The organism is Nocardia sp. NPDC057663, from assembly GCF_042799895.1.
Lineage (GTDB): Bacteria > Actinomycetota > Actinomycetes > Mycobacteriales > Mycobacteriaceae > Nocardia.
In genome coordinates this window covers 1-17,356 of the sequence record NZ_JBHVHX010000001.1, presented here as the reverse complement: position 1 = coordinate 17,356, position 17,356 = coordinate 1, and the positions used below count along the sequence as shown (strand labels likewise).

The window sequence follows — 17,356 nt, the reverse complement described above, 5'->3', positions numbered from 1 at the left end:
CAAGCGCTTCGGCCCCTGACGGACGTTTCCGCCGGGGGCCGAGTGCGTGTGGACCGAGTGGGTGTTCGTCCGCCGCGGCGAACCTGATGCGGCGGACGGTAGGGCGTCACGGTGTACTCCGCACAGGAGTGATGGCGCGCGAGCGGTGGTGTGTGATCGGTGCGATCCGGTTACGCCGGGTAGCGGTCGAACCAGTCCTGGGTGGGTTGGCCGTGGTCGTCTCGGGGTGGGGTGAGCCCGAATTCGGTGCAGTAGTCGGTGGCCAGGCGGTCGAGGACAGGGCGGGCGTCTACGGTGCGTGACCAGCGGTGGGGAAGGGCGGTGCGGCCGTAGCGGGCGCCGAGGAGGCTGCCTGCGATCGAGCCGGTGGCGTCGCTGTCGCCGGAGTGGTTGACCGACAACAGGAGTCCGGTGCGGACAATCAGGTGGGGCGGGCCACCGACTGCCTCGGCGGCGAGCACAGCGAAGACGGCTAGGGCGAGCGCTTCTGGTCCGATCCAGCCCTGACCGAGTGTCTCGAGGTCTTCGGGGCCGGGTGGGCGGCCCGGTCGGGCGGTGCGGGAGGCCAGCGCGATCGCGGCGTCGAGCGCGGCCGAAGTCTCCTCGTGGCCAGGGTAACTCGCGAGTTCGGCACGGGCGTGGTCCAGTGCGATCGCGGTGTCGACACCACGGCTGACCCGGTAAACCAGGGCGGCGAGGGTGCCGGCGGGGAGCCAGCCGCTGGGGTGACCGTGGGTGAGTGCGGCCGCATCGCAACCGAGTTCGAAGATCGCGCCCAGCGCGGCACCGGAACGGTCTGCGGCGTAACCGAATCCGCACGGTGCGGCGCGCATGACCGCACCGCTGCCCTTGGAGTTGTTGATCGGTTGGTCGCGGGTGCCGAGGGGACTCGTCGGTGCGCCGCGCTCGGCCGCTTGCCGCAGCGCGGTGTACACCGAGTTCGCTACGCCGCGTTGCTCGGTCAGCTCGGGGTGGTCGGACAGGGAGCTGTGCAGTGCGAACCGATGATCGGGTAGGTCGCGCACCTGGCCGCGCAGCCATACGAGCATCCCCTGTTGCAGCAGTCCGAGCGTCGCTCCGCCGATGCCCTTGGCCCTAGCGCGCACCGAACCCCGGATCAATGCTTCCACCGTGAAGGCGGTCAGCTGGGTCTCCTCCGAGATCCGTAGATCGGCGGCGTCGTCGGAGACGCCGAGATGGCCGTACTCGGCCCGGATCCGGTGCAGCGATTTGGTTTCCACCGGCGCACCGAGCGCGTCACCGATCGCACCGCCGACCAGGCAACCGTGTACCGCGTTGAGCCACACCGACGCGGCACTGGCCACGGCGTCGCTGCTCCGCCGTGAGTGTTCGAACCGGGGCGCCACCGCCGAGCCCTGCCCCGCACCGGCCTGCTTCCCAGGGTCGCGCTGACCGGAAGCCGATGTGCCGGTGTACCTGTCCGGGTGCCGGATGTCGATCCGAGGCCCGCTGTCCGCGGGCTCAGCGCCCCGCGCGGTCGGGTCGAGCCGTCGGGCCAGGTCTTGCTCCGGGGGCTGGCGGGCCTGCGGCGAATCGGCGCGTGTGCCGCTCGACGGCACCGCGCCGGTGCCTGCTCGGCGGCCCGTCGCAGGCGGGGCGAGGGGGCGGGCGTGCGGCTGGTCCGGGAATTCCCGCGAAGCGGTGCGGGTGGCCGCCGAGTGCGCCGGCGGCAGGGCCCCGGTCCGCAGCGGAGCCTCGGTGCCGATCGGGAGGGAGCCGCTCGGCGGGGCCTGCGCTCGGCGGGTGAGGGCTTCGGTGAAAGCGGCGGCGAAATCCGTGCAGGTGGGGAACCGTCGCGTCGGGTCCTTGGCCATCGCCTTGGCGAGGACAGCGTCGACCGCTGCGGGCAGGGCGGATCGGCGGGTGCTGGCCCGCGGCGGTACGGCATTGATATGGCCGAGCATGACGGTCGCTGGATTCGGCGCGTCGAACGGGCCGCTGCCGGTGAGCAGCCGGAAGACGGTGCAGGCCAGGGAGTACTGGTCGCCGCGACCGTCCAGCGGCGCGCTGCTGAGTTGTTCGGGGGAGGCGTAGGCGATGGTGGCGGTGAACTGGCCGGTGCGGGTCAGGCCGCCGGTGTCGTCGAGGAGTTTCGCGATGCCGAAGTCGGTGAGCAGCACCCGCTCGTCGAATCCGGCGCCGACGCCCGCGGTGCGCGAGAGCAGGATGTTGGCCGGCTTCACATCGCGGTGCAGCACGCCCTGACGGTGCGCGTAGTCCAGGGCGCTCGCCGTCTGGGTGACGATCTGCGCGATCCGCTCGATCTCGAACTGCTGCACCGGGACTGCCGACGCGTCGACGCCGTCGACGAACTGCATGGCGATCCACAGCTGTTCCTCGTCGACGCCGCGGTCGTAGACGGTGATGATGTTCGGGTGGTCGAGCTGGGCGACCAGATCGGCTTCCCGCTCGAATCTGGTCCGGATCTCGAAGTCGGTGAACAGGTCACGATGCATCAATTTCAGCGCGGTCAGCCGCGGCAGCCGCCGATCACGGGCCGCGTACACCGCCCCCATCCCGCCGCGCCCCAGCTCCCGCTCGATGACGAACCCGGCGAACACCTCCCCGCGCCGCAACATCGCCTCACCCCGTTCACCGAACCTGATCGCTGTGCAGCCTAGCGAAACTCACGGTCTCACACGGCCGGAGCGTGGGTGTCGGCCCAGTGCGTGATATCGCCACGGTCCAGGGCGGTGGCCAGCAGATCGGGGAATTTGTCGGGTGTACAGGCGAAGGCCGGGATGCCGAGCGCGGCCAGCGCGGCGGCGTTCTCGTGGTCGTAGGCGGGTGCGCCCTCGTCGGACAGCGCGAGCAGAACCACCACCTGGACGCCCGCTTCCTTCATCGCATTGCACCGCCGCAGCATCTCCTCGCGGACGCCGCCCTCGTACAGATCGGAGATGAGCACGAACAGGCTGTCGGTGGGCCGGGTGATCAGCGACTGCGAGTAGGCGATGGCGCGGTTGATGTCGGTGCCGCCGCCGAGCTGGGTGCCGAACAGCACGTCGACCGGGTCGCTGAGCTGCTCGGTCAGGTCGACGACTTGGGTGTCGAACACCACCAGCGAGGTCTTCAGCGAGCGCATCGACGCCAGGACCGCACCGAACACCGACGCGTAGACGACACTGGCCGCCATCGAACCGGATTGGTCGATCGCCAGCACCACATCGCGCTGGATCGACTGCGCCTTGCGCCCGTAGCCGACCAGCCGTTCGGGGACCACGGTGCGGTGCTCGGGCAGATAGTTGGCCAGGTTCTTGCGGATGGTGCGGTCGAAATCGATGTCGCGCAGCTTCGGCCGGTGGGTGCGGGCGGCGCGATTGATGGCGCCCGAGACCGCGGCGACGGTCTTGGCGGCGATGCGCTGCTCGATCTCACGCACCACCTTCTCGACCACCATCCGCGCGGTGGCCTTCGTGGTCTCCGGCATCACCCGGTTGAGGCCGAGCAGCGTACCCACCAGGTGCACATCGGGTTCCACCGATTCCAGCAGCTCGGGTTCGAGCAGCAGCTGGGTGAGATTCAGCCGTTGCACGGCATCGCGCTGCATCACCTCGACCACGGTCGCGGGAAAGTAGGTGCGGATGTCGCCGAGCCAGCGCGCCACCCGCGGCGCCGAACCACCCAGTCCACCGGACCTTTTCGTCGATCCGCCTGCCTCGCCGGTGTTGTAGAGCGCGCCGAGTGCCTGGTCCATCGCCTGGTCGGGGCCCGAGGACAGACCGCCGAGCTGTTCCTCCGCGGCCTGGCCGAGAACGAGCCGCCATCGGCGCGAATGGTTGTCGTCGTTGTCGGTCATGGCTGCTCCTGGTGATCGAGCGGGTGGTGGCGCGATCATCCGGCGGCGCCGAGGATCGCGGTGGCGGCGCGCAGGGCCAGCTGCCCGCGGACGGGGTCGACGGCGGTGGCGCCGACGGGGGCGGCCGGCGCGGAGCCGGTGTCGCGCAGCGCCTGGCCGATGGCGCGACGCTCGCCGGACTCGAAGGAACCGAAGGTGCGGCGCAGCAGGGGGAGGGTGGCGACGAACTGGTCCTCGGTGAGCTCGCGGAGCCACTCGTCGATGCGGCGCAACAACTCCCGGTCGTGTACCAGCAGCAGGCCGCGTCCGCCGAGGAAGCCGTCGATCCAGGCGGCCTTGGCGGCGGGGGTGTTGCCGACGGACAGGGCGGCGGCCAGGCGGCGGGCCGAGTCGGCGTCGTCGATGCGTTCGGCGTCGCACAGCAGACGCACGGCACGCCCGCCGATCGCACCGTGCACATCGTCACGGTCGGCGATGCGCTGCAGGGTCGCCAGCCATTCGGTGGTGGCGTGGTCGTCGTCGCGGGTGCTGATGGCGGTGTGCGCGGCGTCGATCTGGACGCGCAACGCCTCGGCCGCGTCGGTGTCGAGACCGGTGACCGCGCCGGGCAGACCGGCGCAGATCCGCACCAGCAGACCGTCGGCGACATGAGCCAGCGCCTTGGTGTCGGTGCCGCGGACATCGCCGTAGCGCAGTGTGCGGGTCAGCCCGGGCAGGGCGCCGAGCAGGTGGGTGACGTCGTGGTCGAGGGCCGCGGCCGCTTCCAGCCGGGTGATCAGCCCGTCGGTGGCACCGCCCAGATCGGCGAGCAGTGCCATCTCCAGCGCGTCGGCGAGTTCGGCGACGGACACACCGTCACGGCTCGCGGTGTCGAGGATCTTGGCCTCGGCCGCGGTGCGCAGCGTCGTCCCCCACACCGCGGCCTCGACGATGCGAACCTCGAATTCCGGTTCCCAGCGCAGTGTCCAGGTCTCGCGGAAGGTGCCGGTATTGCGGACCTCGCCGACGGTCGGGGTGCCCCAGTCGATACCGAGCAGCCGCAGCCGGTGCAGCAGATGCGAGCGTTCGACATCGCGCTCCTTGCGCAGGTCGAGGTCGACGGTGCGGGCGAGCGCTTCCTGCTTGAGCCGCAGGGTCTTGCTCCGCGCCCGCAGATCCGCCGCCAGCGGCACCGTCGGGGTGTCGTCGGGGACGCCACCGAGAGTCTCACCGACCACGAGTTCGTCCACCACCAGCCGCAGCATGGTCTCGTCGCCACCGCACATCACCGACCGCACAGCCTCGGTGACCTCGGACAATCCGGCCAGCGGCCTGCCGCGCAACGCCGCCAGCGTGTCCGACAACCGCACGGCCTCGATGATGTGCGCGCTCGACACCGGAAGATCGTGCGACCGCAGCACACCGGCGACCTTGGTCAGCCACCGTGCCACCGGCCGCTCGGTCTCGGTGAACAGATGGTGATACCAGCCCGGCGAGGTGACCCCGGCCCCGTACCCCGACCCCGCCGCCAGCCGCGAATGCGTCCACGGCACCCAGGTCAGCGCCGCCTTCGTCTTCGGCAACCCCTTGAGCAGCCGCATATCCGGCGCGGCAGGACCCAGCGGTCCGGTCAACGCGGGCGCGTGCCACGCGCCGCACACCACGGCGAGCCGTTTCGCACCGTCCTTGAGTACCTGCCGCATCACCTGCCGCATGTACGCCTCGCGCCGCAGGGTGTGCTGATCGACCACCAGCGGTGCGATGAATCCGGTTGCAGCCGAGATATCTTCCGACGGCACCGAAGAGCTCCCGGGCGGTGGTGGGCTCGTTTGTGCCGTGCCACCGTGCTCTGTCGACGGGTCGGGTTGCGTAGCCTCGCCCGGTTGTGCTGCCTCATCCAACGACGTCGCGTCGCCTGGCAGCGGCGCGACGCTGGGGAGCGCAGCCGGGTCCGGCCCCGGTGTCGCATGGTCCGGGTCCGCTGCCGGTGCGTGATGGATTGCGTCGTCGCGCAGGGCGGCCATCGCCTCGGTGATCGCGTCGAAAGCCGCACTGTCGGGCACGGATTCGACGACGGCGTCCCACCAGCGTTCGGCATCGTCGTAGCCGGCCGCCGAGGCCAGAGCTGCCAGCGGGTCGGTGCGGTCACCGCGGGAGTTGTCGTCGGCGGCGAGGACATTCGTGGCGGGGAGGTCGCAGAAGCGGACCGGCACGGCATGGTCGACGCCGTAGCGCATGGCCTGCCACTCCGGCGAGAACACCGCGAACGGCCAGAACGCCGCGCGGGCAGGGGAATCCGGGACGTAAGCCAGCAGCGCGACCGGCGGGGTCATGGTGTCGGCGGCGACGAATCCGACGAGGGGGTCGGCATCGGCGGGGCCTTCGATGAGGATGGCGTCGGGCCCGAACTCCTCGAGCGCTTGTCGCAGCGACCGTGCCGAGCCGGGCCCGTGGTGACGGATGCCGAAAACCCTCGTCACGGCGTCGGCACTCGCGTCGGCACGGGCACTCGCACCGATACCTACATCGCCGCGCGCACGGCTGCCCGCGCCCGCGTCGGTCGCCGGACCGTTGACAACACCCGTGTCGGTGGCCGGGTCGTTGGCCTCCCCGGCGTCGGCTCCCGCACCGGCGTTGCCGGCAGGAGCACTCGCCGCGCCGGTCGCGCCGTCGATTTGTTCACTCATCGAAATCCCCATGTGTGCTGTCTGTTCCGTCCTCCCCGTCGGCCTGGTGTCAGTTCGCGATCTCGCGGCAGGCGCGGTAGAAGTCGGCCCAGTCCGGGCGCTCCCGCACCACGGCCTCGAGGTATTCGGTCCAGACCACCGAGTCCGCGACGGGGTCCTTGATCACCGAACCGAGGACGGCGCCGGCGATGTCGGAGGCGCGCAGGACGCCGTCGCCGAAGTGCGCCGACAGGGCCAGACCGTTGGTGATCACCGAGATCGCCTCGGCGGTGGACAGGGTGCCCGAGGGTGACTTGAGTTTGGTGCGGCCGTCGGCGGTGATCCCGGAGCGCAGTTCGCGGAACACCCGCACCACCCGGCGCACCTCCTCGGCGGCGGCGGGCACCGTCGGCAGTTCCAGTGCGGCGCCGAGCTGTTCGACCCGCCTGCTGACGATGGCGACCTCGGAATCCTCGTCGGCGGGCAGGGGCAGGATCACGGTGTTGAAGCGGCGGCGCAGCGCCGAGGACAGGTCGTTCACGCCGCGGTCGCGATCGTTGGCCGTGGCGATCACGTTGAAACCCTTGGCCGCCTGCACTTCCGCACCGAGCTCGGGGACCGGCAGCGTCTTCTCGGACAGGATGGTGATCAGCGCGTCCTGCACATCGGAGGGGATGCGGGTGAGTTCCTCGATCCGGGCGATCGCCCCGGTCCGCATGGCGGTCATCACCGGCGAGGCGACCAGCGCGGCATCGCTCGGCCCCTCGGCGAGCAGCCGGGCGTAGTTCCAGCCGTAGCGGATCGCTTCCTCCGCGGTGCCGGAGGTGCCCTGCACCAGCAGGGTCGACTCGCCACTGATCGCGGCCGAGAGGTGTTCGGACACCCAGGTCTTCGCCGTGCCCGGCACACCGAGCAGCAGCAGCGCGCGGTCGGTGGCCAGGGTCGCGACGGCCACCTCCATCAGCCGGCGCGGCCCGACGTATTTGGGCGTGATGACGGTGCCGTCGTCGAGGGTCCCGCCGAGCACATACGTGACCACCGCCCACGGCGACAGCCGCCAAGACGGCGGACGCGGCCGGTCGTCGACGCGCGCCAGCGCGGCCAGCTCGTCGGCGAAGGCCTGTTCGGCATGGGGACGCAGCAGGGTGGTTGCCGGTTCGGTGGTGGTCATCGCAGCTCCTCGAGCATGGTCGCGCGGTCGGTGAGATCGTGGGCGAGTCGGTGGAAGGCCTGTTGCCAGGCGGGGTCCTCGGTGGTGCCGGCGAGCGCGGTGACGCGGGTCGCCAGGTCGACGGGCAGGTGCACGCCCGCGGCGGTGAGCAGGGCACGGTCGGTGTAGACACCGGCGCCGGCATGCGGGTGGCGGGCCGTGGTGCGGGCACGGTCGCCGAGCAACCGCAGCACGTGGTCGGCGACCTGCCGCGGCCAGGGATGGTCGAGGCCGGGCAGGATCGCGTGCAGTTGGGTGAGCTGGTGGGAATCGAGATCTAGGACGTGCTCGATCCGGTCGGCGGCGTCGAGCAGGGTGAACAGTTCGCGGCGGCGCAGCACCGCCTGTTCGGTCGGCGTCGCGTGCGCGAACAGAGCTCGGGCCCAGGTGGTTTCGCGCTGTGTCAGGGTCGCGTCGACCCAGCCGTCGACGATCGCCTTGGCGTAGCGCGGCGGCAGCGTCATGGTCAGCGCGGCCGTCGCGGTGTCGGATCCGGTCACGAGTGCTGCCCACGCGGTCAGTGGAGTCGCCGCGATCGCCTGGTGCAGGGTCTTCACTGTCGAATCGGGGGTGTCCCAGCGCATTGTGGGTTGATCGGTGCTGTCGGTGATGCCGTCTCGCCGGGCTGCGGCGTCGACTTCCGCGGGCACCGTGACCGTGACGGTGCCGTCAGCGTCCACCTGGAGCCACGACGACACCAGCGCGGCCATCCGGTGCCCGAACGCCGAACCCGGCAGCCGGGCCAGCAGTCCCGCCGCGGTGCGCCGGACATCGCCGCGCCGGTCGTCGAGAGCCCGTTCGAGTAAGGGTTCGTCGTCGAGGTTCAGTCCGTCGCCGAGCAGCGCCAGCAGTTCGGCCTTGATCGGGCCGGATTCCTTGGCCCAGGCAGTGCTCAGCACCTCGCGGGCGGCGGCAGGATCGGTCCGGCGCACCTGCGCCAGCCAGTCCTTGCGCTCACCGGACGCGCCGAAAAGCCAGATGTCTTCGGTACCAGAGGATTCAGACCCCTTGCCTTCCGACTCCACCGCCGCGGCCCGATCGACCGGGAACGAATCCAGCAGACCCGACCACGCAGGATTGCGTGCCGCGAGCCAGCGGCCGCGCCGACCTGCCAGCCGGAGCAGCGGCGCGCGCAGGCCGCTGTCGGATGCCGCCGTGAGGGCTTGGACGCACAGCACATCCGGCAGCCGGAAGTCGAAGGGTGCCGCGGCGGCGAACCACTCGGGCAGGAACGCCGACTTGTCCGCCAGCAGACGGCTGAGCCGATCGGCCGCCTGCCTCGGCAGCAGGCGGCGCGGATCATCCATGGCGGGTTCGGGTTTCGGCGCCGAGCCGGGCAGGCGACCACCACGCAGGTACAGATCCTGCAGTGCGGCGGTGTCGAGCAGCCGGACGGCTGGCTCGCCGGAGCGCTGCGGTACCGCGGCCGCGACAGCCCCGGCCAGTTCCACACTGTCGGCGTTGCGGCGCGCGGTGCCGAGCAAAGCGACCGAAACCAGTTCGGCCAGTTCGGGAGTCGCCGCGGACTGCGTCGGGAACTCCGTCTCCAGATCGCTCACGTCGCCCGCGGTGAATACCGAGATCGGGTCGAACCCGTCGGCACGCCATTCACCGGTGACCGTCACCGGATGACCACCCGACACGGCGATCAACCGCCACGGCCGCACGCCCGCCGACAACGGCAAGGCCGCGCCGTCGGCGTCGACGAGCTGCCAGCCGTGCTCGCCGAGCACGGGCACGACCTCGGTCAGCAGGGCGGGCCAGGCGCGCAGCCAGGGATCGTTGCTCAGCGCGCCCGCGTAGGCGTCCAGTGCGTCGCCGATCGTGGTGCCGCCGGTCGGGGGCACGGTGGTGAAGGGTTCTGGGGCGCCGTGGCGGCTGCCCCACTGGACCCGCAACGGCGCCGCGCCGGGGTAGTAGTGCAGGTCGGCGTCCACCTCGTGGCCGGGCACCGGCACCTCGCCGGTGAAATTCGGTGTGCCGAAGGAATGTTCGACGAGCACGGCCCAGCGGCCGCTGCCGCGTGCCCGCAGCCAGGTACGCCGGGTGTGCAGGCGATCCTCCTCGCTGACCCGCATGCCGAGCACCAGCCAGCGATCGCGCACGGCGGGCTCGGCCAGCACGGACTCGGCCTGTGTCGGGTAGCCGACATGGGTGCGGATGCCTGCCTGCAGCGGCTCGGGCAGCGCATCGAGGGTGCGATGGGCCAGCACGAGCAGATGCAGCCGGGCGTACTCGCGCAGCAGCAGTTCGGGCCAGTGCTCGGTGGTCACCACCGCCGCGGGCAGCCGGCGCAGCGTCGCCGCGACACCGGGTGCCTGGGCGTCGACCATGCGGGCCGCGATCGCCTCGTACGCGGCGAACGAGCGATCGGTCTGGGCCAGGCCGGTGCGGATCTGATCGGTGAGCCACACCTCGAGCTCGGTCAGTCCCGCCGACACCCGCGCCCGCCGTTGCTCGACGGTTGCCTGCGACGGCGTGGCCGCGGCCTTGGCCTTCGGCGGGGCCGCCGCCTTGGCCGCCCGGCCCGCCAGCCACTCCGCGGCAAAATCCGCGGGCTCGTCCTGGTCGGGCACCGCGCCACCGGACCAGGTGAGCAGCAGCGACAGCGCGTGCTTGCAGGGAAACTTGCGGCTCGGGCACGAGCACTTGTACGCGGGCCCGGCGAGGTCGACGATCGTCTGATACGGCTTGGATCCGCTGCCCTGGCACAGACCCCACACGGCGGTTCCGGCGGCGCCGGTCGCCCGCCAGCGACCGGCCAGCTTGCGTGCGGCAGTCAGTGAGCTCGCGTCCGGTGCGAGAGCGCGGACCTGGTCCTCGGTCCACGGCGCCTGTCGGTCGGTCATCGGTTCCCCCGTTCTCTGTCGCCGAAATATCTACCGCAGCCCACCGACAACTGCCGTCGAGGCCGACGAATCTCCTGGAAAACGCTGGTGCTGTGGCGGATTCGCGCTTCTCTACTTGCCGTGCACGGAAAAGTCTGGCATTCTGACCTGTTCGGCTCGCCCGGACCGCCCGCGCCGCTCAACGCAGCGTATCGCGGGTGTGAGCACCTCATCGAGCTGCCCGCCGGGGTGGGCGAGGGGTGGACATCGAGGGCCCGCCGCGGCGCCACGATGGCCATTCCACTCCCGCGGGCAGATTCGCTGGGGCGCTGCGCATCCCCTGGGCGAACGCTCCGCGATCAGGTAGCGTTTGCTGAGGAGGATCTCGTCGGCCGGGCACATCGGCCGCCGCGTTGCGCGCGGGCGCGAAGGGGGATGTCGCACATGTGCTCGGATCGGATCGCCGAGGTGGTCGCGCGCGAGCTCGCGGCCGACCCCGCTGTGGAAGCGCGGGTCGCCGAGTGCGTGCTGGCCGCCCTGTCCGAGGCCGACGATGACCGGGCCGCACCGGATTCCGGTGATACCGGCGTCTTCCTGCGCTCCATCACGGTGCACGGTTTCCGTGGGATCGGGCCGACGGCCACGCTGGGGCTGAACCCCGGACCCGGACTCACCCTGGTGGTCGGGCGCAACGGCAGTGGCAAATCCAGCTTCGCCGAGGCCGCCGAATTCGCGTTGACCGGCGGCAACCGGCGCTGGGACGGCCGGTCGACCGCGTGGCGGGAAGGGTGGCGCAACCTGCACGAACCCGATCTCGCCCGGATCGAGGTCGAACTGCTCACCGCGGGTGCGAACACGGAGCTCACGGTCGCCACCCACTGGGCGCCCGGCAGTGAACTGGGTGAGGCGCACTGGACGGAACGGCGCGGATCCGCTCAGCCCGTCCCGGTCGATCCACGCAGCAGGCGGCAGCGACTGGACCTGTACCGGCCGTTCCTGTCCTACAGCGAACTCGGCGCGCTGGTCGACGGCAAACCGAGCGACCTGTTCGACGCGCTACACCGGCTGCTCGGCCTCGACGAACTCGCCGCCGCCGCCGAACACATCCGCCTGCGCAAACTGGAACTCGAACGCGCTGTGCGGGATTCGCGCCAATCCAGAACCGACCTGCTGGCCGAACTCGCCGACGTCGACGACGACCGTGCCCGCCGCGTCGCCGACCTGCTGCGCGTCCCCGAACCCGACCTCGACGCGGTCGCGGCCGCGGTGGCAGGCTCGGTGCTCGGCGTCGACGGTCCCGACGGACTGCGGGCGATCCTGCGGCTGACCCTGCCCGACGCGGCGCAGGTCGCGGCGACGGTGGATCGCCTCGCCGACGCGGCCGCGGACCTGTCGCGACACGCGACCGCCGACGCCGAATCCGATCTCCGTGTTCTCGAATTGCTCACCCGTGCACGCGAACACGTCACGGTAAGCGAAACCTGCCCGTGCCCCGTCTGTGGCCGCGGTGACCTCGACGCGGCCTGGCTCACCGCCGCCGACGCCGAGATCGCCCAGCGCAGTGCCCACCTCGCCGCCCTGCGTTCCGCCCGCACCGAGTTCGACGCGGCCCTGACAGTCACGCGCTCGCTCACCTCCCGCATGCCGATCGAACTCGCCGCGAACTCGTCAGCCGCGCACCTGCACACCGCCGCACCCGAGGGAGGCGCCGAGCTTGGTGGAGCATCGATTCTGGGTCCACGGCTTGCGGCGGTTCGGCGCCTGTGGTCGCTGTGGGCCGAGCTCGGTGAGTCCGACCACGACGACGGGCTGCCCGCGCGTGTCCGTGCTACGCACACCGACCTTTCCGCCGAACTCGCTGCTCTGCACAGCGATACGCGCACCGAACTCGAGCGGCTCGACTCGGTGTGGTCGCCCTTGGTCCCCAGGATTCTCGCCTGGCTCGATCCCGCTCGGGCCGTGTCGGCCGACGCGGCCGAGCTGCGGGTGGTGAAGAAGGCGGCCGACTGGCTCAAGTCGGCGACGGCGACGATCCGGGGCGAGCGGATGCGGCCGCTGGAGAGCACCGCCAGGTGGGTGTGGAGCACGCTGCGGCAGCAGAGCAATGTGGAACTCGGCGCGATCCGGCTACAGGGCAGTGCGGGGACGGCGCGGCGGGTGCTGCTCGATGTCACCGTCGACGAGGTGGACGGCGCGGCGCTCGGGGTGATGAGTCAGGGTGAGCTGCACGCGCTCGGGCTGTCGCTGTTCCTGCCGCGAGCGACGATGGCGCACAGTCCTTTCCGCTTCGTCATGATCGACGATCCGGTGCAGGCGATGGACCCGGCGAAGGTCGACGGGCTGGCCCGGGTGCTCGCCGAGGTGGCGATCACCCGGCAGGTGGTGGTGTTCACCCATGACGAGCGTCTCGCCGAGGCGGTGCGCCGCATGCAGCTCGATGCCACGGTGCTCGAGGTCCAGCGCCGCGAACGCTCCATCGTCGAGGTCAGGGTGACCGGCGACCCGGTCCGCCGCTACCTCGACGACGCCCGCTCCCTGCTGCGCACACCCCAGCTGCCGCCCGCCATCGCCGACGAACTGGTCGCCACGTGCTGCCGGTCCGCGATCGAAGCGGCCGGCCTGGCGAAGGCCCGCCACGAACTGCTCGCCACCGGCCTCGACCACGCCGAAGTGGAACGGCGCGTGCGCAACGCCCACACCACCCGCGCCATGATCACCCTCGCGATCATGGGTACCGGCGCCCGCGTCGACGACCTCAACAAGCACCTGAGCGCGGTCGGCGGCCGCTGGCTGGTGGGCGTCCTGCGCGACGCCACCGCGGGCGCCCACGTGCCGATCGACCGACCGATGCGCGAATTGATCAGCGACACCGAACGATTCATCGCCTGGTTACGCGCCCACGACCCCGCCGCGGTCCGCTCATGAACCCGCCGGTGAGCCGCCGGAACAGGCCGCGACGCGCGAAGTACACCCCGCGCCCCTCGGTGGCCGAACGGCTCGAGGCGGCCGAACATCTCCTGTCCGGCGCCGTATCGGATGCCGGTGGGGTGTGGTCGCGGGCGGTCGCGTGGATTCTGCGGCTCGCGCTCGAGCAGGCTGTCGACGAACTGTGGGCGCAGATCGCCCCGGAGCTCATGCGGTGTCCGATGCGGGCGCAGCTGCTCGCGTTGCGCGTCTACGCGGGGCCCGAGACCGCGGGACAGGTCGGTGCGCTGTGGGCCGCGCTGTCCCGGGCCGCGCATCACCTCGATTACGAGATGGCGCCCAGCGTCACCGATCTGCGGCGCTGGCGTGATCAGACCGCCGACCTCGCCAGGTCGCTCGAGTTGGTCCCGCTGGCGCACCAGCCCTTCGGCTGAGCCCGCGTGGCCGACAGGCGCCGCGACCCGGCAGGATGACCGGCATGGGTGAAGCGAAACCGTGTCCGTGCCGCCGCGGCGAACCGTTCGACCGCTGCTGCGGACCGATCCTGGCAGGCACGCGGCCCGCGCCGACCGCCGAGACCCTGATGCGCTCGCGCTACACCGCCTACGTCGTCGGCGACACCGACTATCTGCTGAGGTCGTGGCATCCGAACACCCGCCCCGCCGACCTGGAACTCGACCCGGGCCAGCGGTGGCTGTTCCTGGAGATCGTCGGCATCCAGCGCGGCGGCCCGTTCGACGACAACGGCACCGTCGAGTTCATCGCCCACTACAAGCTGGACGGCGTGCGCGACGCGATGCACGAGCTGAGCACCTTCGTCCGGGTCGACGGCGCGTGGGTGTACCTCGACGGCACTTTCCAGGCCTGACACACTGACCTCGTGCCCAGGATCGCGATCGAATACTGCACCCAATGCCGCTGGCTGCTGCGCGCGAGCTGGATGGCGCAGGAACTGCTGACCACCTTCGCCACCGAACTCGGCGAGGTGGCGCTGGTGCCCGGCCAGGGCGGCATCTTCCGGATCACCCTCGACGGCGAACAGCTGTGGGAACGCAAGGCGGACGGCGGTTTTCCCGATATCGCCGTCCTCAAGCAACGGGTCCGCGACCGGATCGCGCCCGATCGCGATCTCGGCCACGTCGACCGGCGCGACTGAACGTCAGGCGAACAGGACGGCGCAGGCGGCCGACAATCCCAGGATCACCGCGGGCGGTCCGGCATGGCCGAGATCGTGGTGGATGGCGTGCGCGACCAGCGCGAGAGCGAAGTAGACCACCAGGCCGAGAGCGGCGGCCAGGCCCAGCGGCGTCCACCACAATCCGGCCACGAGACCACCCGCCGCCGCGAACAGCACGGCCGCGAGCAGCGGAAGCCGTCGTTGGTCGACCCCGACCCTGGCGTAGGCCTCGACGACCTCGGGTTTACCCGACAACTTCGCGCGGGCTGAGTAGACGAGCAGGGCCGCCAGCAGCACGGCGACCGCGATACGCGCAATGGTCATGGCGCGTCTTCTTCCACGAGGGGATCGGTCGCCTCGATTCTATTGACCCGGCCACTACCTCAGCAGCAGCCGCCCCCGCCACAGCAACCGCCACCGGCGGGCCGGGGCGCCGCGACGGGCGCGGGTGCGGCACCACGCCCCACGGTCCCGAATGTGGTCAGCAATTTGACCGTATCGTCATGCCCCACTGGGCAAGTGGCCGGATCCGAAGCCTGCGCCATCGGCCGGTTCACCTCGAACGTGTCGCCGCAGGAACGACACCGGAAGCTGTAGTTCGGCATCGGCACAGTGTAAGCAGTCGGGCCGTCACCGCAGGCCGGCAAGGTCGGCATACTTTCAGCTATCTAGATGACGTGTCGTCTGCGTGTCGTCTCGGTAGGCGATCAAGACCGCGCGCAATCGGTGCACCGGGCCGCGCCCATGGCCGAAATCACAGTGTGACCGGTGCACCGTGCGCCGAAGTGCGAGTTTCTCCTGTGTCCGCAGGGTAACTGTTACCAGCCGGAATGGTGCGTTGGGAGGCCGTTCGGGGCGGGCGGACGTACTCTCGAAAAGAGTCACCAGGTGCTGCGGCCTGCGGGAGCAAATACACAGGCACCCGTGGGGTCGCGCCGGCAAGGAGGTGTGTGATGAGCATTCAGTCCGATCTCGACCCCGACGTGCGGACACACGAGGCCGAACCGCTGGCACGCACCGAGTACGGAATCGTCAGCGGGATCTGGGACGGGCCGGTCGCCGTGTGGCGCAGCGTGCCCTACGCCGCGGCGCCGGCCGGCCCGGCCCGCTTCACCCTGCCGCAGCCCCCGCAACGCTGGGACGGCGTGCGCGACTGTGTCGTCTTCGGTGACATCGCGCCGCAGGCGATGGGGGCGATGGTCCCGGTCGACTCCGATCTGGCCATAGGCGAGGACTGTCTGTGGGTCAATGTCTGGTCGCCGCGACCGGAGCCGAGCGACGACGAACCACGGCCGGTGATGGTGTGGCTGCACGGCGGCGCGTACTGCCTCGGCACCGCCGCCCAGACCATCTACGACGGGCGCAAGCTCGCCGAGGCAGGCGACGTGGTCGTGGTCTCGGTGAACTACCGGATCGGGGTGCTCGGCTTCCTCGACCTGTCCTCGTTCGGTGCGCCGTTCACGCCGAATCTCGGCCTGCACGACCAGCTGGCCGCGCTGGCCTGGGTGCGCGACAATATCGCCGCGTTCGGTGGTGATCCGGGCAATATCACGGTCTTCGGTGAGTCCTCGGGGGCCGGCTGCGTCACCGCCCTGCTCACCTCGCCCGCCGCGGCCGGGTTGTTCCACAAGGCGATCGCCCAGAGTCCGCCCGCCACCACCGTTTTCGGACAGGAGCGCGCCGCCGTCGTCGCCCAGCGCTACCTGGAACTGCTCGAACTCGGTCCTGGCGAGGCCGGACGGCTGCTCGAGCTGCCGATCGAGCAGCTCGTCGAGGTCGGTGCGGCGCTGCTGGACGAGGTGCCGATCAAGGAGCCGGGCAGGCTCGCCGCGGCGCCGGTCGTCGACGGCGACCTGCTGCCCGGCTTTCCGATCGACCGCTTCCAGCAGGGGCTTTCGCATCGCGTGCCGCTGCTGATCGGTACCAATCGCGACGAGGCGTCGCTGTTTCGCGTGCTGCGGTCACCGATCATGCCGGTGACTCCGGACGCGGTGAACGCGATGCTGAACGATGTCGCCGCCTCGCATCCGGAGATGTCGCCGGAACGGATCGCCGAGATCACCTCCGCCTATCCCGACCTCACCAAAACCCGTGGGGCGCTGGCCATGTCCACCGACGCGGCCTTCCGGATGCCCGCCGCCTGGGTCGCCGAGGGCCACGCCCAGCACTCGCCGACCTGGATGTACCGCTTCGACTACGCCACCCCGATGTTGAAGGCGGCGCGCGTCGGCGCCGGGCATGCCACCGAATTGCCCTATGTCTTCGGCAATTTCGGCACCCTGAACCACGATCCGACGTTCTGGCTGGGCGGCCGCAAGGCCTCGGTCGCGGTGTCGGGCCGCATGCAGCGCCGCTGGCTCGCCTTCGCGGAGCACGGCGTGCCCGCGGCGCTGGACGGCTCCAAGCATTGGCCGCACTACCGGCCGGCCGCCAGAACCACCTTGCTCATCGACACCATCGACCGCATCGTCGACAACCCCGACGCCGACCTGCACACGGCGTGGGGAGACCAGGCGGTCGGCTTCAGCTGATCCGGCCTAACCGAGCGGAGGAACGCACCGTGGTTGCCTGGATTGCGACCCAGTTCGCGGTCCGTCCGCACGTCGCGCCTGCCTCGTCGACCGCCTGATCACCCTCCGACCAGGCGGTTTGCTTCCGTCGGAGACGTCGAGGGGGCCCCCCCCGACCAACCGCACCCGCCCCACCACCACCCCAAAAAACAAGGTCTGTGGAATAAAAAAAAAAAAAAGA

12 protein-coding genes are annotated in these 17,356 nt (G+C 70.8%); 5 read left to right on the top strand and 7 right to left on the bottom strand.

Features of this window, described 5'->3' with window-relative positions; all coding sequences use genetic code 11:
* Nucleotides 1-170 precede the first annotated feature (170 nt).
* From ACFVAV_RS00060 to ACFVAV_RS00040, 5 genes are read right to left on the bottom strand one after another with little or no spacing between them, the layout of a single operon-like run.
* Nucleotides 171-2,600, bottom strand: a complete 2,430-nt coding sequence (locus ACFVAV_RS00060; RefSeq protein WP_379027894.1) for an ADP-ribosylglycohydrolase family protein — start codon at nucleotides 2,598-2,600, stop codon at nucleotides 171-173.
* Between the two features lie 56 nt (nucleotides 2,601-2,656).
* Nucleotides 2,657-3,820, bottom strand: a complete 1,164-nt coding sequence (locus tag ACFVAV_RS00055) for a VWA domain-containing protein (protein WP_379027892.1) — start codon at nucleotides 3,818-3,820, stop codon at nucleotides 2,657-2,659.
* Nucleotides 3,821-3,855: 35 nt separating this feature from the next.
* Entirely contained in the window at nucleotides 3,856-6,486 is a 2,631-nt protein-coding gene (locus ACFVAV_RS00050) for a DUF5682 family protein (protein WP_379027890.1), read from the bottom strand.
* Nucleotides 6,487-6,535: 49 nt separating this feature from the next.
* Entirely contained in the window at nucleotides 6,536-7,636 is a 1,101-nt protein-coding gene (locus ACFVAV_RS00045; protein ID WP_379027888.1) for an AAA family ATPase, read from the bottom strand.
* Nucleotides 7,633-10,524 (bottom strand): DUF5691 domain-containing protein, encoded by a 2,892-nt coding sequence (locus ACFVAV_RS00040; protein WP_379027886.1) that lies wholly within the window; start codon nucleotides 10,522-10,524, stop codon nucleotides 7,633-7,635. The genes ACFVAV_RS00045 and ACFVAV_RS00040 overlap by 4 nt, the downstream gene beginning before the upstream one ends.
* Nucleotides 10,525-10,947: 423 nt before the next feature.
* Between ACFVAV_RS00040 and ACFVAV_RS00035 the strand changes: the two genes are divergently transcribed.
* From ACFVAV_RS00035 to ACFVAV_RS00020, 4 genes are read left to right on the top strand one after another with little or no spacing between them, the layout of a single operon-like run.
* Nucleotides 10,948-13,428, top strand: coding sequence for an AAA family ATPase (locus ACFVAV_RS00035; protein WP_379027884.1), 2,481 nt, complete (start codon nucleotides 10,948-10,950; stop codon nucleotides 13,426-13,428).
* 8 nt (nucleotides 13,429-13,436) lie between these two features.
* A complete protein-coding gene (locus tag ACFVAV_RS00030; RefSeq protein WP_379027882.1) occupies nucleotides 13,437-13,862 on the top strand; it encodes a hypothetical protein in 426 nt (141 codons plus the stop codon).
* 35 nt (nucleotides 13,863-13,897) lie between these two features.
* Nucleotides 13,898-14,296 (top strand): YchJ family protein, encoded by a 399-nt coding sequence (locus ACFVAV_RS00025; protein ID WP_379027880.1) that lies wholly within the window; start codon nucleotides 13,898-13,900, stop codon nucleotides 14,294-14,296.
* Nucleotides 14,297-14,308: 12 nt separating this feature from the next.
* The gene (locus tag ACFVAV_RS00020; RefSeq protein ID WP_132369677.1) at nucleotides 14,309-14,584 is read left to right on the top strand and encodes a SelT/SelW/SelH family protein; all 276 of its coding nucleotides are present in this window, start codon (nucleotides 14,309-14,311) and stop codon (nucleotides 14,582-14,584) included.
* 3 nt (nucleotides 14,585-14,587) lie between these two features.
* Here ACFVAV_RS00020 and ACFVAV_RS00015 read toward each other — a convergent pair whose 3' ends face one another.
* On the bottom strand, nucleotides 14,588-14,929 hold the full coding sequence (locus ACFVAV_RS00015; RefSeq protein WP_379027878.1) for a DoxX family protein: 342 nt from the start codon (nucleotides 14,927-14,929) through the stop codon (nucleotides 14,588-14,590).
* A 59-nt stretch (nucleotides 14,930-14,988) separates the two neighbouring features.
* Nucleotides 14,989-15,210, bottom strand: coding sequence for a zinc ribbon domain-containing protein (locus ACFVAV_RS00010; protein ID WP_379027876.1), 222 nt, complete (start codon nucleotides 15,208-15,210; stop codon nucleotides 14,989-14,991).
* 348 nt (nucleotides 15,211-15,558) lie between these two features.
* Between ACFVAV_RS00010 and ACFVAV_RS00005 the strand changes: the two genes are divergently transcribed.
* On the top strand, nucleotides 15,559-17,136 hold the full coding sequence (locus ACFVAV_RS00005; RefSeq protein WP_379027874.1) for a carboxylesterase/lipase family protein: 1,578 nt from the start codon (nucleotides 15,559-15,561) through the stop codon (nucleotides 17,134-17,136).
* The last annotated feature ends 220 nt before the right edge of the window (nucleotides 17,137-17,356 follow it).